Below are 20,369 nucleotides of genomic sequence, written 5' to 3' on the forward strand. Positions count from 1 at the left end.
AGGGTGGCCGGTCCGGGGCGAATGGGGGAGTGGGGTGCGGCTCGCTGCTGAAAGTGGGCGCGTTGTCACCGTAGGTCATCTCGCGGTGTGTTTGTCTCCTGCGCATGCCCAACCCGATGAGGATCTTCGCCCTCGCGACGGCCGTCGCCGCTGCCCTGCTGACGGCCGGTCCGCTGTCCGCTTCCGCCCAGTCCGCTCCCGTCCCCCCGCCGACCCGTTCCTTTGAGCCCGCGCCGCTGTACCGCTCGGCCAACGCCCTGCCCGGCCGCTACATCGTGAGCGTCAGCGCGACCGCCGACCCGGACGAGATGCTGGGCCGGCTCGGGGTGAAGTCGCAGTTCACCTACACGTCGGTGGTGCGCGGCTTCGCCGCCGCGCTCAGCCCCGCCCAGCTGCAGGCGATGAGATACACCCCGGGAGTGGTGGCCGTCGAGGAGGACGCCAAGGTCACCTCGCTGGAGTCCGGCGTTGGCCGCGGCCTCGCACCGGCCGCCACCTGGGGCCTGGACCGGATCGACCAGCGCGCCCTGCCGCTCGACAGCCAGTTCAACGTGAACAGCACCGGCCGGGGCGCCACCGCGTACATCATCGACACCGGCATCGACTACGCCCACGCCGAGTTCGGCGGGCGTGCCGTGCCCGGCTACGACGTGGTCGGGGACGGGCGGCGCGGGCAGGACTGCCAGGGCCACGGCACGCATGTCGCGGGCACGGTCGGCGGTGCGATCTACGGGGTGGCGCGCGAGGCCAGGCTGGTGAGCGTCCGCGTCCTGGACTGCCTGGGCGAGGGCACGTGGTCGGGGGTCATCGCCGGATTCGACTGGGTGGCCACCCACGCCGTGCAGCCCTCCGTGCTCAACGCTTCTCTCGGCGGCCCGCGCTCCGAGGCCATGAACAACGCCGCCAACGCGGTTGCGGACCGGGGCGTCCTGCCCGTCGTCGCGGCGGGCAACGAATCGGTGAACGCCTGCGACGTGTCACCGGCGTCGGCGCTGCGCGCGGTCACGGTCGGTGCGAGCGACGATCAGGACCGGCCGAGCGGCTTCTCGAACTACGGCGGCTGCCTGACGCTCTTCGCGCCCGGCACCGCCGTCGTCTCGGCCAAGCTCGGTGGGGGCAGCGTGGCGCACGACGGCACGTCCATGGCCGCCCCGCATGTGGCGGGGACCGCCCTGCTGTACAAGGCGGCCCACCCGGCGGCCGGCCCGATGGCGGTCGCGGACTGGCTGGGGAGCCTGGCCACCAAGGACGTGATGACCGGCGTCGACCGGGGTTCGCCGAACAGCCTCCTCTACGCCGGCGGACTCTGACCGCGCGTCCGTCCGCCGATCTGCCGACCGCCCGTCCGGACACCCGTCCCGGATGGGCGGTCGCGCTGCCGCCCCCCGGGCCCGGCCGTGCGTCACGCCTGCGGCGCGGTCGCCTTGATGGCCGAGATGTCGAACGTCAGCTTGACCTTGTCGCTGACCATCACGCCACCCGTCTCCAGGGCCGCGTTCCACGTCAGGCCCCAGTCCGAGCGCAGGATCTCGGTGCTGCCCTCGAAGCCGACGCGCTCGTTGCCGTAGACGTCCGTCGCCGAGCCGTTGAACTCCAGGTCGATGGAGAGGGGACGCGTCACGTCCTTGATGGTGAGGTCGCCACTGATCCGGTAGCGGTCGCCGCCCAGCTGCTCGGCCGCGTCGGACCGGAACGCCATCACCGGGAACTGCTCGGCGTCGAAGAAGTCGCCGCTGCGCAGGTGGCCGTCGCGGTCCGCGATGCCCGTGTCGATGCTGGCGATTCCGACCTCGATGGAGGCCGCCGAGCGGGACGGGTCGGAGCCGTCCAGGTTCAGCGTGCCCTGGAAGTCGCCGAAGCTGCCGCGCACGTTCGTGACCATCGCGTGACGCACGGTGAAGCCGATGCTGGAGTGGGCCGGATCGATCGCGTAGTCGCCGGTCAGAGCGGCCAGCGCCGGGTCCACGTCGAGGGTGGCCGTCGTGGCCGGTGCGGCGGTGCTGGTCTTGCGGTTGAACAGAGCCATGGCTCCTCCTCGGGGCGATGTCGGGCAAAGGTTGTTTAACCTTCAACTAGATTGACAGTAGACCGATGTAGTTCGGATTTCAAGTATCTTCCGGAACGGGGTCAGAGCGGGGGCTCAGAACGGCGGGGTGGCCGGCGCCGGGCCGAGGGTCGTCGTGCCGGGGGCCGCGCGGTGGCCCAGTCCCGTGCGGTACGCGTCGAGCGCCGCCTCGATCCGGCCCGTACGCCGCAGCAGATCGCCCAGCAGCCGGCACAGGTCGGCCAGGTCGCCCGACGCCCCGCTGCGTTCCAGCAGGCCGAGGGCCAGCACGTAGTGCTCCTCGGCGGACTCGGTCTCGCCCTTCTCCTCCGCGATCAGGCCGAGCAGCCGGTGCGCGCCGCCCGCGTGCACGGCCCCGTGCCGGTCGCCGAGTTCCAGCAGCGCCGAGAGGAGCCCGGCCGCCTCGTCGTACCGGCCGAGCCGTCGCAGGACGTCCGCGAGCTCGACCTCCACCTGGGCGGTGTAGAGCGCGGCGTGCTTGGCCGCCAGCATGTCCCGGGCGGTGCGCAACTCGTGCTCGGCGGAGTCGAGTTCGCCGTTCTGCGCCTGGACGTACCCGCGCATCCAGTGGCAGTGCGCCAGGTCGGTGTTCAGGCGCAGCTGCCGGTAGATCACCTGGGCCTTGGCCAGGGACGCGTCGGCGTCGGCCGTCCGCCCCTCCGCGAGGAAGGTACGGGCCACCTGCCGGTGCATGCCCGCGACCAGCGCGGGGTCACTGACCCGCGGCGCGAGGGCGAGGGCAAGCTCGGCGGCGTGCGCCGCGCGGGCGTGGGCGCCCATGTCGATGTACGGGCCGATGACGGCGGCGTACAGCAGGACCAGCGCCTCCGGGTCGGCCAGCCCGCTCGCGCCGAGCTCGTCGATGGTGGATTCGAGCAGGTAGCAGGCGTACCGCAGCTCCCCGGCGAGCAGGTGCGCGATGGCGCGGCCGCGGATCGCGCGGGCCCGGCGGGGGAGCGGTTCGCCGGACAGCAGGCGCTCGGCCGACGCGAAGTGGCGCTGCGCGTCGGCGAGTTCACCGCTCTCCAGGGCGCAGTCGCCCAGCCCGAGCAGCGCCTCGGCCCGCTCGGCGGCGAGGTCGAGATGTTCGGCGTCGGTGAGCAGCCGGCGGTAGCGGACCGCCGCGTCGTCGGCGGCGCCGGTGGCCAGCATCTGCTGGGCGTCGGTGAGGGCGAGCCGTAGTTCGGTGGCCAGGTGGGCGGGGCGTCCGGTGGCCAGTTCCTCGTACGACGTGCCGAGGCGCTCGGCCAGGAAGCGCAGCGCGGTCTCGGAGGGCCGCACCTTGCCGGACTCCAGCGTCGAGACATAGGCGGAGGTGTACGAGGGCTCCGCCAACTGCCGCTGGGTGAGGCCGCGTTCGGTACGCAGCCGCTGAACCCGGCGGCCGATCTCGGCCGGTTCGTCCATGGAAACCCCCTGGTCACTCAACTCCCCAGTATTCAGGGCCGAATGGCCATTGCGCACGTCCCGTGCACGCCCCTAATTTAAGCAACTCGTTCATCACGCTTATCCACGCACTTAACTTCCGCACTTCCGTCCAGGGGAGGATCCCGTGCGCTCAACCCTGCGCAGAGCCATGGCCGCGGCCGGTGTCGCGGCGGCCGTCACCGCCACGCTGGCCGCCGGACCGGGCACCGCGGCTGCCGGCCCTGTTCCGCCGGCCGGGCCGAGAACCGCCGGGGCCGAGACAGCCGAGGTCGAGATACCGGGGCCGGAGTACGGCGGAACCGCCGGATCCGGCCACACCCGCGTCCCGGCCGAGGGCCGGGACCGGCCCGCGCCCCGGCTCTCCGCCGACGAGGCGGCGGCCGACGGCGAGGTCACCAAGGTGATCGACAACGGCTCCACCGCCGACCGGCTGGACGTGGTCGTCGTCGGTGACGGCTACACCGCCGCCGAGCTGGCGCGGTTCCACACCGACGCCAAGGAGAAGTGGGCCGAGATCGCGGCCGTCGAGCCGTACACGACGTACCAGGGCCTCTTCAACGTCTGGACGGTCGACGCCGTCTCCCGCGACTCCGGCGTCTCCGGCGACCCCGACCGGGCCACCGTGCGGGACACCGCCCTCGGCTCGTACTTCTGGTGCGACGACATCGAGCGGCTGCTCTGCGTCGACCAGCCCAAGGTCGACTCGTACGTGGCCAGGGCCCCCGAGGCGGACCTCGTGATCGTCCTCGCCAACAGCACCAAGTACGGCGGCGCGGGCTACAACGAGCCCAGCCAGACCCTCGGTTACGAAGGCATCGCCACCGCGTCCGCCGGCAACGAGCGGTCCGGACAGGTCGCCATCCACGAGACCGGCCACTCGCTGGGCAAGCTCGCCGACGAGTACTTCTATCCCGGCTACCCGGGCTACGAGCAGTACACGGGCCCCGAACCGGCCGACGTCAACATCTCCACGCTGACCGCCGGCCGGATGGCCGCCGAGCGCGCCAAATGGCACCGCTGGCTCGGCGAGGAGTCGCCCGACGGCGGCACGGTGGGCGCGTACGAGGGCGGCGGCTACTTCGTGAGGGGCCTCCACCGGCCGACCGACAACTCGCTGATGCGCGTCCTCGGCAAGCCCTTCAACCTTCCCGGTGTCGAGGCGATGATCGCCGGCTTCTACCGCCACGCCGCCATCGCGTCCGCCGTCACCCCCACCGACCGCACCCTGCGCGCGCGCCACACCGCGAACGTCGCCGTGCCCCGGCTCGCGGGAGCGGACACGAGGCAGCCCACGGTCCGCTGGTCGCTGGACGGCCAGGAGATCAAGCGCCTCGCGGGCCGGACCGAGGTCGCCGTCCCCGAACTGGGGCTGCGACTGCTCGACCTCAAGAAGCACCGGCTGTCCGTCACCGTCACCGACCGGACCCCCTCGGTCCGCGACCCCCGCATCGCGAAGACGCTGGGCTCGACGCTCACCTGGACGGTCCGGCTCTGACGCCGGGTCCTGTCCGGCCACTTGGACTTCCGGGCAGCGGTTGTTGGACTGCCGCTGCCCGGAGCGCTCCACTTCGTTGACGGTGCCACGACAGGCAGGCTTACTCAGGCCCCATGTCGCTATCACTCTTTTCCGGCCGGGGGTCCGGGGGGCGTCCCCCGGGAATGAGCAGCCGAGCAGCGTGCGCTCTCGTCGCCGCCTCCTCAGCCGTATTCGCCCTGGCGGTACCGGCGTCGCCGGTCGCCGCCCAGCCCCGGGCCGGCGTCGCCGCCCCCGCCGACGCCGCCTCCGCCGTCATCGGCTCCCCGCAGCTCGCCGTCACCGTCGCCAAGGACTTCCCGCGCGTCCTCACATACACCGACCGGGCGAGCGGGTCGCGGCTCGCCGGCAGCACCGCGCCGGTCACCGCCGTCGTGCTGAACGGAAAGGCGTACGGCGTCCAGGTGAAGGGCGAACCGGCCATCGGCGGGTCGAGCGCCCGCTACACCCTCGCCTTCCCCGAGCTCGGCGGCGTCGAGCTGGACGCGACGCTCTCCGTGACGGGCCGCACGACCACCTTCAAGGTCACCGCCGTCCGGGACACCGATGCCTTCCGGGTGGGAACCATCGACATCCCCGGACACGACCTGGTGTCCGTCGGCAGTACGGACCCGGGCGCCGCGACCGCGTTCACCAGACTGGACGTCGACTCGACCCGGACCGCGGACGTCCTCGGCAAGGTGACCGCCGCGACCCCCGCGGACGCGTCGCCCGTCGGCGCCACGTACGCCATCGTCAACACCGGCGTCCTCGCCGCCGCCGTCGAGTCCAACTCCACGTACGACAAGCCCAGCGGCCCCACCAACGGCGACGACGCCCGCCTGTGGCACCAGGCCCGCAAGGCCGCCGACGGCTCGGTGCGCGTCGGGGTCTGGTCCGGACAGTGGACGTACCGGGGGACCGGCGCGCCGCGGCCGGAGAGCGGCGCGGGCCTGCCCTGGGCCAAGGTCGTCGTGACTCCCGACGCCAACGCCGACCAGAAGGTCGACTGGCAGGACGGCGCGCTGGCCTTCCGTACGATCGGGACCAGGGCGCCGGGCGCGGACGGGACCGCGGACCGGGTGGTCACCCACATCCCGTTCAACTTCGCCAGCCAGGCCTCCCACCCCTTCCTGCGCACCCTCGACGACGTCAAGCGGGTCTCGCTCGCGACGGACGGCCTCGGGCAGCTCGCGGTCCTCAAGGGGTACGGCTCCGAGGGCCACGACTCCGCGCACCCCGACTACGGCGGCAATTACAACAAGCGCGCCGGCGGCCTCACCGACCTCAACAAGCTGCTGAAGAGCGGCAAGAAGTGGGGCGCGACCTTCGGCGTGCACGTCAACGCCACCGAGTCGTACCCCGAGGCGAGGAACTTCAGCGAGACCCTCGTCGACAAGAACGCCCCCGGCTGGAACTGGCTGAACCAGAGCTACTACATCGACCAGCGCCGGGACATCAACAGCGGCGACCTCGCCAAACGCTTCCAGCAGTTGCGCGACGAGACCGACCGCAACCTCTCCTTCCTCTACATCGACGTCTACTACTCGCACGGCTGGATCGCCGACAAGACCCTCCAGGCCGTACAGAAACAGGGCTGGACCGTCGGTACCGAATGGTCCGACAAGTTCGAGCGGGCCTCGCTCTGGTCCCACTGGGCCAACGACCTGAACTACGGCGGCGTCACCAACAAGGGCCTCAACTCGCAGATCATCCGGTTCATCCGCAACGGCGAGAAGGACGTCTGGAACAACCACCCGGTCCTCGGCCAGACCGCCATCGAGGAGTTCGAGGGCTGGACGGGCGAGACCGACTGGAACGCCTTCACCGCCAACATCTGGCAGAAGAACCTGCCCGCCAAGTTCCTCCAGCAGGAGCGGATCACCCGCTGGGACGGCAACGACATCACCTTCACCGGCGGACTGCGCGGCACGGTCGAGGACGGAAAGCGGACCTTCTACGACCACGGCCGCAAGGTGCTCGACGGCACCGCCTATCTGCTGCCCTGGGACGGCGGCAAGAAGCTGTACCACTACAACAAGGCGGGCGGGACGACCAGTTGGGCCGTACCCGGTGACACGCCCTACACGGTCTACCAGCTCACCGACAACGGCCGGGTGAAGACCGGCACCGTCAGCCCCGCCGACGGCCACGTCACTCTCACGGCGGCCGCGGGCCAGGCGTACGTCCTCTACCCGGACCGCGCCCCGAAGCAGGCCGGCCCCGCCTGGGGCGAGGGCACCGCGGTCGAGGACCCCGGCTTCAACGACGACGGCCTCGCCGCCTGGCGCAAGACCGGCACGGTCGAGAACGACATCGACAGCCGGGGCCGCCGCAGCGCCGCCCTCTCCGGGGCCGGCACCGCCGCCGTCGAGCAGCGGATCGGCGGACTCCGGGCGGGCGAGCGCTACACCGCCTCCGTGTGGGTGGAGGTCGAGCCGGGCAAGGAGCGCCGTACGACGCTCTCCGTCGGCGGCCGCGAGGTCGTGGTCGAACGGTCCACCGCGAAGAACCACGTCGCCGCCGCCGACTGGCACGGTACGTACTTCCAGCGCGCCAAGGTGAACTTCACCGCGCCCGCGAGCGGGAGAGCGTCCCTCCGGATCGAGGCCGCGCAGGGCAGCCCGGCGACCGTCCGGCTCGACGACGTACGCGTGGTGGCCAACGCGCCCGCGGCCAGGGCGGGCACGCTCGTGCACGAGGACTTCGAAGCCGTCGACCAGGGCTGGGGCCCGTTCCTCAAGGGCGACGCGGGCGGCTCCACCGACCCCCGGACGCACATAGCGCAGAAGAACGCCCCGTACACGCAGGCGGGCTGGAACGGGAAGCTCGTCGACGACGTCCTCGGCGGCGCCGAGTCCCTCAAGGCGCACGAGGAGAACACCGGGCTCGTCTACCGCACGGCCCCCTGGACCGTCCCGATGGCCGACGGGCACGCGTACAAGGTCGAGTTCGACTACCAGTCGAGCCACGCCGGCGCCTACGAGTGGGTGACCGGCTACGACCGGATCGCCGCCGACGGCACGCCCGCTTCGGTGGAGACCCGTCGTACGCCGATCGGGAAGCAGCACGGCACGACCCGCTTCAGCGAGACCGTCACCGCCGGCTGCGGCGACACCTGGACCGGGCTGCGCAAGAAGAACGGCGGCCCCGACGGCGCCGACTTCGTCCTCGACGGCTTCACCGTCACCGATCTGGGCCCGGCGCCCGAGCGGGCCGCGTGCGGCACCCTCACCGTCGAGCCGGCGGCCGCGACCCTGGAACCCGGCCGGGCCAACCCGGTCAGGGCCACCTTCACCAACTACGAGGCGGCTCCGGCGACCGGGGTGAACCTCACCCTCGGGCTGCCCGAGGGCTGGCAGGCGGAGCCGACGGGCGCGGTGACGTTCGACTCGGTCGCGCCGGGTGCCAAGGTCACCGGCAGCTGGCAGGTCACCCCGCCGGTGGACGCCGACTACCGGACGTACAGCCTGAGTGCGCAGGCCGCGTACACGGCCGGCGGCGCCTCGCGGAAGCTGGAGGCCGCCGCCTCCGTCCGTACGCTGCCGCCGCCGCCCGCCACCGACAGCTGGGCCAGTGACCTCGACTGGACCTCGGCCGCGAACGGCTGGGGGCCGGTCGAGCGCGACCAGTCCAACGGCGAGCAGGGGCAGGGCGACGGCAGGCCGATGAAGATCGGCGGAGTGGCGTACGCCAAGGGCCTGGGCACCCACGCCCCGGCCACCGTCCGCTACTACCTGGGCGGCAGGTGCACCTCGTTCACCGCCGAGGTCGGCATCGACGACGTCCAGGCCACGCGGGGCAGCGTGCGGTTCAGCGTCCTCGCCGACGGTACGGAGAAGGTCACGTCCCCGGTGCTGAAGGCCGCGGACCCGGCGTGGACGCTGACCGCCGACGTCACCGGCGCGAAGTACGTCGACCTGGTGGCGGGCGACGGCGGTGACGGCAACGGCAACGACCACGCCGACTGGGGCAGCGCGCGCTTCCACTGCGGAGGCTGACCGACGGCGTTGAATGGACTCCGCGCACCGGCCCGTTCACCTGGGGGCCGGTGCGCGGAGTCTTCTGCGGTCCCCGAACTCATGGTAGAAAGCGCTTACTCGACTGGGGAGATGGCATGCACATGTCTGAACCGTCCCGCCGCACCTTCCTCGCCGCGACCGGAGCCGGAGCGGCCCTGCTCACCGTCCCCGCCCCCGCCCGGGCCGCCGCCGCGGACGACGAGTTCGACACGCTCCGGCAGCGCTGGCTCGCCCTCTCTCTCGGCACCGGCTACGACCCGGCCACCGAGCCGTACGCCTCCCGCCTGACCGAGACCGGCCGGCTCGCCGCCGGCTTCCGGGCTTCCATGGCGCCCGCGGACACCTCCCTCTGGCCGGACCACCCCTTCAACCCGCCCGCCGGCATCACCCAGAGCTACAGCCGCCTGTGGACCATGGCCCAGGCGTACGTGCAGCCGGGCACCGGCCTCACCGGGGACGCCGGCCTGCTGGCCGACACGGTCAAGGGCCTCGACCACCTCTCCGCGCGGATCTACCACCCCTCGACCACCCGGTACGGCAACTGGTGGGAGTGGCAGATCGGCAGCCCCCGGCTGCTGCTCGACATCGTCGCCGCGCTGTACGGGCACCTCACCGACGCACAGCGCCAGGCCGCGTTCGCCGCCGTCGACCACTTCATCCCGGACTCGGCGCTCGGCAGCTACACCGGCACCTCCACCGGCGCCAACCGCGTCGACCTCTGCCGTTCCGTCGCGCTGCGCGGCGTCCTCGGCCGCGCCCCGGCCAAGATCGCGCTGGCCCGCGACGCGCTGTCGCCGGTCTTCCCGTACGTCACCAAGGGCGACGGGCTGTACGCCGACGGATCCTTCGTCCAGCACACCTGGGTCGCCTATTCCGGTACGTACGGGCAGGTCATGCTGGACGGCCTCGGCCGGCTCTTCACCCTGCTCGCCGGCTCCACCTGGGCGGTCACCGACCCGAACCGCCAGATCATCCTGGACAGCGTCGAGCGCGCGTACGCGCCGCTGATCCACGACGGACTGATGATGGACAGCGTCAACGGCCGGGCGATCAGCCGGGGTTACCTCAAGGCGGACGACCGCAAGGTGATGCGCAGCGACCACTTCCACGGCCAGGGGCTTATCGCGGCCGTCGCCGTCCTCGCGGGCGGCGCGAGTGCCGCCGAGCGCGAGCGCTGGCACGGCATGATCAAGGGCTGGATCGAGCGGGACACCACCACGCCGATCCTCACCGCCCGTCAGTTCGGCGTCGCGGACCTCTCCCGGCTGCACGCGATCGCCGCGGCACCGGTGCCCGCCGCGCCGGAGCCGGTGGGCCACAGGCTGTTCGCGTCGATGGACCGGGCCGTGCACCGTCGGCCCGGCTGGGCCGCCAACATCTCCATGGCCTCGGAGCGCATCTCGTACTACGAGTGCGGCAACGGCGAGAATCCGCGCGGCTGGCACACCGGGGCCGGAATGCTCTACTGGTGGGGCCCTGGGCAGGGGGGTCGGGCCGATCAATACACCGACTGGTTCTGGCCGACCGTCGACTGGTACCGGCTGCCCGGCACGACCGTGTCCACGCGGCGCCTGGCCGACCGGGCGGGCGGCGAATGGGGGCTGCCCAAGCCCGCCGTCACGTGGGTCGGCGGCGCCACCGACGGCGAGTTCGCGGCCGTCGGCCAGCACCTGAAGGGCCTCGGCTCCACCCTCGAAGCCCGTAAGTCGTGGTTCTGCGTCGCGGACACCGTCGTCTGCCTCGGTGCAGGCATCACCGCCACCGACGGTGTCCCGGTCGAGACGGTCGTCGACAACCGCAACCTCGGCGCGGAAGGCACGCACACGCTCACCGTCGACGACCGCTCCCGCCCGCACTGGGCGCACCTGGCCGGCCACGGCGGCTGGGTCTTCCCCGGCGGCACCGAGCTGCGCACCCTCCGGGAGGACCGGTCCGGCGCCTGGTCGGACATCAACAGCGGCGGGACCACCGAGCGGCAGACCCGCCGCTACCAGACGCTCTGGCTCGACCACGGCACCGACCCGACCGGCGCCTCGTACACGTATCTGCTGATGCCCGGCGCCTCCCGGCGGACCGTCACGGCGCGCGCCGCCGACCGGGGGTGGCTGTCGGTCGAGGCGAACTCCGCCGCCGCGCAGAGCGTGGCGATCCGCTCGCTGGGGTTCACCGGCGTCAACTTCTGGCGGCCGGGTACGGTGGGCCGGTTCACCTCAACGGCCCAGTCGAGCGTGATTGTCCGAGCGGGACGCCGTACGGCAACGATCTGTGTCAGCGAACCTGTGCGCACCGGACAGCCGCTGGAGATCATCTGGGAACACCCGGTGCGACTCGTCACCCGCCGGGATCCGGGGGTCGAAGTGCTCGCAACCGGCCGTTCACTGCGGCTTCGGGTGACCCCGGGCACGGCCGGTGTGAGCCATCGGTGTGAGGTGGCTCTCAGCTGACGTGCTTGTTGGACATCAACAAAGCGCGACCGCCCTGAGCTGGCACTTGGGCTGCACCGCGGAATGGTTCTGTCCAGGGGTGACAGGAGAACGGTCCCGAGACTGTACGGAGTCGACGGCAGGTTTTTCTTGGCTGACTTCGTAGGGTCGGTACATGACCGTTTTGGACGAGACCCTGGGTGATGAGATCGCGGGCGACGAGATCACGGGCCACGAGCCCGTGAGTGACGAGCCCGTGGCCGGGCCGACCGACGCCCGTGGGCGCGTGGCCGAACTGCACTCCCTTCGCGAGGAGGCGCGGCGCGGGCCCAGCGAGCGCGCGACCGAGGCCCAGCATGCCAAGGGCAAGCTGACCGCCCGGGAGCGCATCGCGCTGCTGCTCGACCCGGATTCGTTCAAGGAGGTCGAGCAGCTGCGCCGGCACCGGGCGACCGGGTTCGGCCTGGAGGCCAAGAAGCCGTACACCGACGGTGTCATCACCGGCTGGGGCACGGTCGAGGGCCGCACGGTCTTCGTGTACGCGCACGACTTCCGGATCTTCGGCGGCGCGCTGGGCGAGGCCCACGCCACCAAGATCCACAAGATCATGGACATGGCCATCTCGGCCGGTGCCCCGCTGGTGTCGCTGAACGACGGCGCGGGTGCCCGTATCCAGGAGGGCGTCTCGGCGCTCGCCGGCTACGGCGGCATCTTCCAGCGCAACACCCGTGCCTCCGGTGTCATCCCGCAGATCAGCGTGATGCTCGGCCCGTGCGCGGGTGGCGCGGCGTACTCCCCGGCGCTCACGGACTTCGTGTTCATGGTCCGCGAGACCTCGCAGATGTTCATCACCGGCCCGGACGTGGTCCGCGCGGTGACCGGCGAGGAGATCACCCAGAACGGCCTCGGCGGCGCGGACGTGCACGCCGAGACCTCGGGCGTCGCGCACTTCGCGTACGACGACGAGGAGACCTGCATCGCCGAGGTGCGGTACCTGATCTCGATGCTGCCGTCCAACAACCGGGAGAACCCGCCGGTCCACCCCAGCGAGGACCCGGCCGACCGGCGCGGCGACGCCCTGCTGGACCTGGTGCCCGCCGACGGCAACCGCCCGTACGACATGCACAAGGTCATCGAGGAGCTCGTCGACGACGGCGACTACCTGGAGGTCCACGAGCGCTGGGCCCGGAACATCATCTGCGCCCTGGCCCGGATGGACGGCCAGGTCGTCGGCATCGTCGCCAACCAGCCGCAGTCCCTCGCGGGTGTGCTGGACATCGAGGCCTCGGAGAAGGCCGCGCGCTTCGTCCAGATGTGCGACGCCTTCAATATCCCGATCATCACTCTTCTGGACGTACCCGGCTTCCTGCCCGGCGTCGACCAGGAGCACGGTGGAATCATCCGGCACGGCGCCAAGCTGCTGTACGCGTACTGCAACGCGACCGTGCCGAGGATCTCGCTGATCCTGCGCAAGGCGTACGGCGGTGCCTACATCGTCATGGACTCCCAGTCCATCGGTGCGGACCTCACCTATGCCTGGCCGACCAACGAGATCGCGGTGATGGGCGCCGAAGGTGCCGCCAACGTCATCTTCCGCAAGCAGATCGCCGACGCCGAGGACCCCGAGTCCATGCGGGCCCGCATGGTCAAGGAGTACAAGGCCGAGCTCATGCACCCCTACTACGCCGCGGAGCGCGGCCTGGTCGACGACGTCATCGACCCCGCCGAGACCCGCGAGGTGCTCATCAGCTCCCTCGCCATGCTCCGCACCAAGCACGCAGACCTGCCGTCGCGCAAGCACGGCAACCCCCCGCAGTAATCCTGCGAAGACTGCCAGAAGACGGAGACCCGAACCCATGAGTACTCCCGCCGATACCCTCCTGCGCGTCGAGAAGGGGCACGCCGACCCGGAGGAGCTGGCCGCCATCACGGCGGTCCTGCTCGCCCGCGCGGCCGCCACGTCCGGACCGGCGACGGGTAAGGCCCACCGCCGCTCCACGGCCGGCTGGCGCCGCCTGGAGCGCACCCCGGGCTTCCGGGCCCCGCACAGCTGGCAGGGCTGACACCCCGACCGCACGCGTAAGGGCCCCGCACTCCGCAAGGAGCGCGGGGCCCTTCGGCGTTGCGCACGGCCGGTTGCCACGGCCATGGGAAAGCCCCGCACTCCGGCAGGAGTTACGGGGCTTTCCCGGGAACGTGCGCGACAGACCCTAACGCAGGCGTGCCATGAGTGCGTGTTCGACGAGCGTGATGAGGGCGCTCTTGGCGTCGGCGCGGTGGCGTGCGTCGGTGGTGATGATGGGGGCGTCGGGGCCGATCTGGAGGGCTTCGCGGACCTCTTCCGGCGTGTACGGCTGGTGACCGTCGAAGCCGTTGAGGGCGATGACGAAGGGGAGGCCGCTGTTTTCGAAGTAGTCGACGGCGGGGAAGCAGTCGGCGAGGCGGCGGGTGTCGACGAGGACGACGGCGCCGATGGCGCCGCGGACGAGGTCGTCCCACATGAACCAGAAGCGGTCCTGTCCGGGGGTGCCGAAGAGGTAGAGGATGAGGTCCTGGTCGAGGGTGATGCGGCCGAAGTCCATGGCCACGGTGGTGGTGGTCTTGTCTCCGGTGTGGGTGAGGTCGTCGATGCCGGCGGAGGCGCTGGTCATGACGGCTTCGGTGCGCAGCGGGTTGATCTCCGAGACGGCGCCGACGAACGTGGTTTTGCCCACGCCGAAGCCCCCTGCCACCACGATCTTCGCGGAGGTAGTGGAGCGGGCCGCTCCGCCGCTAGAGCTTGCGAAGTCCACTGAGCACCCTTTCGAGCAGTGTCACGTCTGGCTGGCCGCCGGCGGACTCGTCGCCGCCGGGCTGGTGAATGGCGACAAGCCCGGCCTCCGCCAGGTCGGCGACGAGGATTCGGGCGACGCCGAGGGGAATGGAGAGAAGTGCCGAGATCTCGGCCACGGACTTGATCTCACGGCACAGGTGGCAGATCCGCTGGTGCTCGGGCAACTGCCCTTGCAGCCGGGCGGGATCGGCCGTGGTGCTGACCAGCGCCTCGATGGCGAGCTGGTAGCGCGGCCGGGTCCGGCCACCGGTCATCGCGTACGGACGAACCAGCGGGTTGTGCGCGGCCCTGCCCCCGGACGGCTCCGGCGCCCGCCGGGGCTGCTGCATGGGCTGCATCCGCTGACCCTGTGGCTGGTTGTACGGCTGGTACGGCTGCTGCTCCTGGGAACCGTGTCTGCTCGGCGCGGAGGGGAAGTTGAAGCGGTTCGGGTCCTGCCCACCCTGCGGCTGCTGTGCGCCGCCGTAAGGATGTCCTCCTGGTGGTGTTGTCACGCTCTCCTCCTCCGACTACCGGTCGCCACGTTCCCTGTGGTGCCGCGCCACCGCACCTTATGGCGCGGTGGCGTGAAACGCACTGCCTGTCTGCTAGTTGAGAAGACTTCCTTGCAGTTCGGCACGCAGGTCGGGGGTGAGCACCGAGCCCGCGCGGTCGACCAGAAGGGCCATCTCGTAGCCGACCAGGCCGATGTCGCACTCGGGGTGGGCGAGCACGGCCAGCGACGAACCGTCGGACACCGACATGATGAAGAGGAAGCCCCGCTCCATCTCCACCACGGTCTGGTTGACGGCGCCGCCCTCGAAGATCCGGGAGGCACCGGCCGTCAGCGAGGTCAGGCCGGAGGCCACGGCCGCCAGCTGATCGGCGCGGTCGCGGGGAAACCCTTCGGACATCGCCAGAAGGAGTCCGTCGGCGGAGACCACCACGGTGTGGGACACCCCGGGGGTGTTGTCCACGAAGTTGGTGATCAACCAGTTCAGGTTCTGCGCCGCCTGGCTCATCGGGCTCACACTAACGCTCCTGGTCATAGCTGTTACTGGTCTGCTCTGATCCCGCGTTGCGTCCCTGCTGGACACCACGCCGCAGGTTGCTCAACCTGCCCCGTACGTCCTCGGGGGCGCGGGAGACCTGTGGGCCGCCCTGCGGGGTCTGTTCCGCCGTACCCTCGACCAGGTTGGCCTTGGGCACCCGCCGGGGGAGACCGGACGGGGTGACCCCGCCGGCCTTCGGCTCCCGGAGCTTCTCGGCCCGCTGCCAGCGCTCGTCGTTCCGGGAGCGCCAGTCGTCGCCGTCGCCGTTGCCGCTCCCGTTCACCTGCGGCTGAGGCGGCTGGGACTGCTGCTTCGGCTGCGGGGTGAAGAGCTGCTGGTCCGTCTCGGGCTGCGCGGGCTGCTGCCACTGCTGCTGACTGCCGCGGCGCGGGAGGCCGGCGTTGGTCAGCTCGTGACCGTTGCTGGGAGAGGGACCCGGACGGTCGAAGCCTACGCGCTCCGGGGCGTTCGCGGGAGCGCCCGGCGCAGATTCCGATTGCGTTCCGTACGTGGGCTCGTAGGCGGCCGGGTAGGCCGTCCGGTCCGTCCACTCACCCTGGTGGGCCTGGGAGTCGTACGAGCCGTCGTACTGCTGGGCAGGAGCCTCCGGCTCCGGGTATCCGGCTTCCGTATAGGCCGGTTCCGGGTAGCCGTTCTGGGCCGGGTAGCCGTTCTGGCCGTACTGCTCACCCTGGTCGTAGCGGTCACCCTGGCCGTACTGGTCGTCCTGGCTGTACTGCTGGTCGTACCGGTCGTCCTGGCCGTACTGCTGCTGGTCGTCGTAGACCGGCTGCCCGCTCTCCTCGCCGAACGCCGAGCGATCGTCGCCGGACTGGGTCTCCAGTGCCGCACGACGCTCCTCGCGCATCAGCGAGCGGTTGACCGGGTCGAGGTCGCGCGCGTCCTCGGGGACGTCGTAGCGCGAGTCGTCGAAGCCGAGCTCCGCGGCGGTGCGCATCGGGGCGGACTGCACCGGGGCGGCCGCGTACGCCTGCTGCTCCGGGATGATCTGGGAGACCTGGAAGTCGTCCTCCGGCAACGCCTCGCCACCGCCACCGTGGGTGATGGCGTCGGGAAGCATGACGAGCGACGTGGTGCCGGCCTGCTCGCCCGACGGGCGGAGCTGGACCCGTACACCGTGCCGGTCGGCCAGCCGGCCGACCACGAACAGGCCCATGCGCTGCGAGATCGCGGCGTCCACGGTCGGCGGGTTGGCCAGCTTGTGGTTGATGTCCGCGAAGTCCTCGGCGGTGAGGCCGATTCCCTTGTCGTGGATCTCGATCATCACGCGGCCGTCGGGCAGCCGGGTCGCGGTGACGCGCACCTTGGTCTGCGGCGAGGAGAACGTGGTGGCGTTCTCCAGCAGCTCGGCCAGCAGGTGGACGAGGTCGGTCACGGCCTGGCCGTGGATCTCCGTCTCCGGGACACCGCTGAGCTCGATGCGCTCGTACGACTCCACCTCGGAGGAGGCGGCGCGGAGCACGTCGACGAGCGGGACCGGCTGGTTCCAGCGGCGGCCCGGCTCCTCGCCGGCGAGGACGAGGAGGTTCTCGCCGTTGCGGCGCATACGGGTCGCCAGGTGGTCCAGGCGGAAGAGGTTCTCCAGCTGGTCCGGGTCGGCCTCGTTGTTCTCGAGGTCGGTGATCAGCGTCAGCTGGCCCTCGATGAGGGACTGGTTGCGGCGCGAGAGGTTGGTGAAGATCGCGTTGACGTTCCCTCGCAGCAGCGCCTGCTCGGCGGCGAGCCGGACGGCCTCGCGGTGCACCTGGTCGAAGGCGCGGGCGACCTCGCCGATCTCGTCCTGGGAGTCGATCGGGATGGGCTGGACCCGGGTGTCGACCCGGCCGGGCTCGGTACGCGAGAGCTGGTCGACCAGCATCGGCAGCCGCTGCTCGGCGATACCGAAGGCGGCGGTGCGCAGCTGGCGCATGGAACGGCTCATCTGGCGGGCCATCATCCCGGCCAGGATGAAGGCGGTCAGGAGCGCGATCACCACGATGGCGCCGTTGACGATGGCGTCGTTCTTGGCGTCGTCGGAGATCTGGCCGGCTTCCACGACCGCCTTGTCGACGAGTTCCTTCTCGATCTCGGTGTAGCCGTCGAACTTGGCGGTGGCGGCGGCCATCCAGATCTCGGGCGTGACACCGCGCTTGGCGAGGTCCTCTGGGCTGTCGCCGGTGGCGATCTGCTCCACGAGCCCGTCGAAGACCGAGCCGTTGGCCGCGGGCTGCGGAACCTTGAAGTCCTGTCCGGCGGCCTGGGCCTGTGCCGCGGCGGCGGCCAGCTTCTTGGCGCCGGCCTCGGCCTTGGCCTTCATGACCGACTTCAGCTTGTCGGTGTCCTCTTCGGTGCCGGCGGCGACGTACTCGCCGATGGCGATTTCCTCGAGGTAGTCGTACGAGGAGAAGGCGATGTTCTGGCCGGCCCGGACGGATTCCTTCTCGCTCGGCCGGATCAGCAGGTGCGTACCGATGGACCGCTCCAGCGACAGGGCGGCCTTGGCGAGCTCGACGGCGTAGACCATGCGGCCGTAGCTGGTGATGTTGCCGGTGCCGAGACCGAGCTCGTTGGTGAACTGCATGAGGTAGTGCTGGACCAGCACATAGCCCTCTTCGGTCGCGACCGGGCCGCCCTGCTTGTTGGCGACGTCCTTCTTGGCCGTCTCGACCTGCACGGAGTACGCGCTCTGGCGCAGCGCCGCGAGCTTGGGCTCCTCCGCCCGGAACAGGCTCAGCCGACGGTCGAGGCCCTCCTTGTCGGGAAGGTCCCTGACCGCCTCGTCGAACTTCTCGGCGGCGGCGTCGGTCGCGTCGTACGCCTGGCGCACGACGTCGCTGTCCTTCTTGCCCTGCAGCAGATCCGGAGCGGTGAGGTCACGCTCGTTCAGCAGCGCCTGGCTGTACTCGGAGGCGGAGCGCACGATGAGTGCGATCTTCTCCGCGTCCTTGGCCTCGTTCCAGGTGTCGATGGCGCCCTTGACCTGGAAGCCGCCCATGACCAGTCCGACGAGGACGGGTATGAGGAGGATCGCGTTCAGCCGGGTCGGCACACGCCAGTTACGCGGGGAGAACCGGCTGGTGCTGCCACTGCCCGCGGACGGCGCGACAGGCTCGTCCACAGGCGACGCCGCCGTGCGCGGCGGGGGGGTGAAGTTACCCCGCGCCTGCTGCTGTGCGGAGCTCGTGTTGCTTCGCCTCACTCGACCAACAACCTCTCGGCGTCGGCACCTACGCTGTGCCGTCTATCTTCTGGGCCGTACTACCTACTAGGGAGTTCGCCGATTTCAGCACGTGCAACCGCCGCGTTCCAAACAGTGGGAATCGGCCATTCCGCCTGGCATACGCCCTAGATAAAACGGTCATAAAGAACGAGCCCCGGCAAAAGGCGGGGCAGATGTGAGCGCAGCGGTACCAGTCGACCGCGCGGGGTGGCCGAGGGCCATGAATTCTCTGTCGAAACGTTATGAACGGAGGGGCGGATAGTGTCAAACGACACAGTCCGCCCCCCTGGCGGCTACGGCAACTTCCGTATTGCCCTGATCACTTGAGGCGTGCCATGAGTGCGTGTTCGACGAGCGTGATGAGGGCGCTCTTGGCGTCGGCGCGGTGGCGTGCGTCGGTGGTGATGATGGGGGCGTCGGGGCCGATCTGGAGTGCTTCGCGTACCTCGTCGGGGGTGTACGGCTGGTGTCCCTCGAAGCCGTTGAGGGCGATGACGAAGGGGAGGCCGCTGTTTTCGAAGTAGTCGACGGCGGGGAAGCAGTCGGCGAGGCGGCGGGTGTCGACGAGGACGACGGCGCCGATGGCGCCGCGGACGAGGTCGTCCCACATGAACCAGAAGCGGTCCTGTCCGGGGGTGCCGAAGAGGTAGAGGATGAGGTCCTGGTCGAGGGTGATGCGGCCGAAGTCCATGGCCACGGTGGTGGTGGTCTTGTCTCCGGTGTGGGTGAGGTCGTCGATGCCGGCGGAGGCGCTGGTCATGACGGCTTCGGTGCGCAGCGGGTTGATCTCCGAGACGGCGCCGACGAACGTGGTTTTGCCCACGCCGAAGCCCCCTGCCACCACGATCTTCGCGGAGGTGGTGGAGCGGGCCGCTCCGCCGCTAGAGCTTGCGAAGTCCACTGAGCACCCTTTCCAGCAGCGTGACATCCGGCGTGCCGCCGGCCTCTCCGTTGCCCGGCTGGTGAATGGCCACCATCCCGGCCTCCGCCAGGTCGGCGACCAGAATCCGGGCCACTCCCAACGGCATCGACAGCAGCGCCGAGATCTCGGCCACCGACTTCACTTCGCGGCACAGATGGCATATCCGCTGGTGCTCGGGGAGCAGCCCCGCGAGGTGCACCGGGTCGGCCGTGGTGCTGACCAGCGCCTCGATGGCGAGCTGGTAGCGCGGCCGGGTCCGGCCGCCGGTCATCGCGTACGGACGAACCAGCGGCTGGTCGCCTTCACTGTCGTATGACGCGTGATGCGCGCCGTACGAATCGTGAGAGGCGGTGGGCGGGGTCATGAATCCTCCGGGCGGGACAGCAGGTGGTCAGCGTGCCGTCTGATGGGGCCGGTGGGGGGACGTGAACGGCCGGACGGTGGTCTTCTCGGACAAAAACCGTGTGCGTGTGGCTGCGCAAGTTCTCCGTGGACGGCCTAGTGGAGCAGGCTCCCCTGGAGTTCCGCGCGCAGGTCCGGGGTGAGGACGGTGCCGGCGCGGTCGACCAGGAGAGCCATCTCGTAGCCGACGAGGCCGATGTCGCACTCGGGGTGGGCGAGCACGGCCAGCGACGACCCGTCCGAGACGGACATCAGGAAGAGGAAACCGCGCTCCATCTCGACCACGGTCTGGGCCACCGCGCCGCCCTCGAAGATGCGGGAGGCGCCGGCCGTCAGTGAGGTGAGGCCGGAAGCCACCGCCGCGAGCTGATCGGCGCGGTCACGGGGAAATCCTTCGGACATCGCCAGAAGAAGTCCGTCGGCGGAGACCACGACCGTGTGGGACACCCCGGGGGTGTTGTCCACAAAGTTGGTGATCAACCAGTTCAGGTTCTGTGCCGCCTGGCTCAT

General features: G+C 70.7%; 15 protein-coding genes. 6 read left to right on the forward strand and 9 right to left on the reverse strand.

The features are described 5' to 3' along the window. Window positions 1-104: 104 nt before the first annotated feature. Window positions 105-1,310 (forward strand): S8 family peptidase, encoded by a 1,206-nt coding sequence (locus ACWV17_RS09005; RefSeq protein ID WP_455359239.1) that lies wholly within the window; start codon window positions 105-107, stop codon window positions 1,308-1,310. A 92-nt stretch (window positions 1,311-1,402) separates the two neighbouring features. Here ACWV17_RS09005 and ACWV17_RS09010 read toward each other — a convergent pair whose 3' ends face one another. Beyond that, the gene (locus ACWV17_RS09010) at window positions 1,403-2,026 is read right to left on the reverse strand and encodes a YceI family protein (protein ID WP_455359240.1); all 624 of its coding nucleotides are present in this window, start codon (window positions 2,024-2,026) and stop codon (window positions 1,403-1,405) included. A gap of 114 nt (window positions 2,027-2,140) precedes the next feature. After that, complete coding sequence (locus ACWV17_RS09015) at window positions 2,141-3,472, reverse strand: helix-turn-helix domain-containing protein (RefSeq protein WP_455359241.1); 1,332 nt, start codon at window positions 3,470-3,472, stop codon at window positions 2,141-2,143. 169 nt (window positions 3,473-3,641) lie between these two features. On the opposite strand from ACWV17_RS09015, the gene ACWV17_RS09020 reads away from it, so the two are divergent. The 5 genes from ACWV17_RS09020 to ACWV17_RS09040 all read left to right on the forward strand — a co-directional run bounded on the left by ACWV17_RS09020 (window position 3,642) and on the right by ACWV17_RS09040 (window position 13,514). Continuing rightward, window positions 3,642-4,988, forward strand: coding sequence for a M64 family metallopeptidase (locus ACWV17_RS09020; RefSeq protein WP_455359325.1), 1,347 nt, complete (start codon window positions 3,642-3,644; stop codon window positions 4,986-4,988). Window positions 4,989-5,152: 164 nt separating this feature from the next. After that, on the forward strand, window positions 5,153-9,007 hold the full coding sequence (locus tag ACWV17_RS09025) for an endo-alpha-N-acetylgalactosaminidase family protein (RefSeq protein ID WP_455359242.1): 3,855 nt from the start codon (window positions 5,153-5,155) through the stop codon (window positions 9,005-9,007). A gap of 116 nt (window positions 9,008-9,123) precedes the next feature. Then, entirely contained in the window at window positions 9,124-11,472 is a 2,349-nt protein-coding gene (locus ACWV17_RS09030; RefSeq protein WP_455359243.1) for a polysaccharide lyase 8 family protein, read from the forward strand. 154 nt (window positions 11,473-11,626) lie between these two features. After that, entirely contained in the window at window positions 11,627-13,270 is a 1,644-nt protein-coding gene (locus ACWV17_RS09035; protein ID WP_455356743.1) for an acyl-CoA carboxylase subunit beta, read from the forward strand. A 37-nt stretch (window positions 13,271-13,307) separates the two neighbouring features. Continuing rightward, on the forward strand, window positions 13,308-13,514 hold the full coding sequence (locus ACWV17_RS09040) for an acyl-CoA carboxylase subunit epsilon (protein WP_455356744.1): 207 nt from the start codon (window positions 13,308-13,310) through the stop codon (window positions 13,512-13,514). A gap of 147 nt (window positions 13,515-13,661) precedes the next feature. Here the strand turns inward: ACWV17_RS09040 and ACWV17_RS09045 are convergent, their stop codons facing one another. The 7 genes from ACWV17_RS09045 to ACWV17_RS09075 all read right to left on the reverse strand — a co-directional run bounded on the left by ACWV17_RS09045 (window position 13,662) and on the right by ACWV17_RS09075 (window position 20,369). Continuing rightward, complete coding sequence (locus tag ACWV17_RS09045) at window positions 13,662-14,243, reverse strand: GTP-binding protein (protein WP_093653508.1); 582 nt, start codon at window positions 14,241-14,243, stop codon at window positions 13,662-13,664. Then, window positions 14,224-14,778, reverse strand: coding sequence for a DUF742 domain-containing protein (locus tag ACWV17_RS09050; protein ID WP_455359244.1), 555 nt, complete (start codon window positions 14,776-14,778; stop codon window positions 14,224-14,226). The genes ACWV17_RS09045 and ACWV17_RS09050 overlap by 20 nt, the downstream gene beginning before the upstream one ends. A gap of 93 nt (window positions 14,779-14,871) precedes the next feature. Beyond that, window positions 14,872-15,294: a roadblock/LC7 domain-containing protein gene (locus ACWV17_RS09055; protein ID WP_319693805.1), complete on the reverse strand. Its 423-nt coding sequence runs from the start codon at window positions 15,292-15,294 to the stop codon at window positions 14,872-14,874. Window position 15,295: 1 nt separating this feature from the next. Then, window positions 15,296-18,514, reverse strand: a complete 3,219-nt coding sequence (locus ACWV17_RS09060; RefSeq protein ID WP_455359245.1) for a nitrate- and nitrite sensing domain-containing protein — start codon at window positions 18,512-18,514, stop codon at window positions 15,296-15,298. Window positions 18,515-18,854: 340 nt separating this feature from the next. Beyond that, window positions 18,855-19,436 (reverse strand): GTP-binding protein, encoded by a 582-nt coding sequence (locus ACWV17_RS09065; protein ID WP_455359246.1) that lies wholly within the window; start codon window positions 19,434-19,436, stop codon window positions 18,855-18,857. After that, window positions 19,417-19,821: a DUF742 domain-containing protein gene (locus tag ACWV17_RS09070; RefSeq protein WP_455355571.1), complete on the reverse strand. Its 405-nt coding sequence runs from the start codon at window positions 19,819-19,821 to the stop codon at window positions 19,417-19,419. The genes ACWV17_RS09065 and ACWV17_RS09070 overlap by 20 nt, the downstream gene beginning before the upstream one ends. 134 nt (window positions 19,822-19,955) lie before the next feature. Continuing rightward, on the reverse strand, window positions 19,956-20,369 hold the full coding sequence (locus ACWV17_RS09075; protein ID WP_366075757.1) for a roadblock/LC7 domain-containing protein: 414 nt from the start codon (window positions 20,367-20,369) through the stop codon (window positions 19,956-19,958).

The sequence above is a fragment of the Streptomyces mabaensis genome, assembly GCF_053763515.1.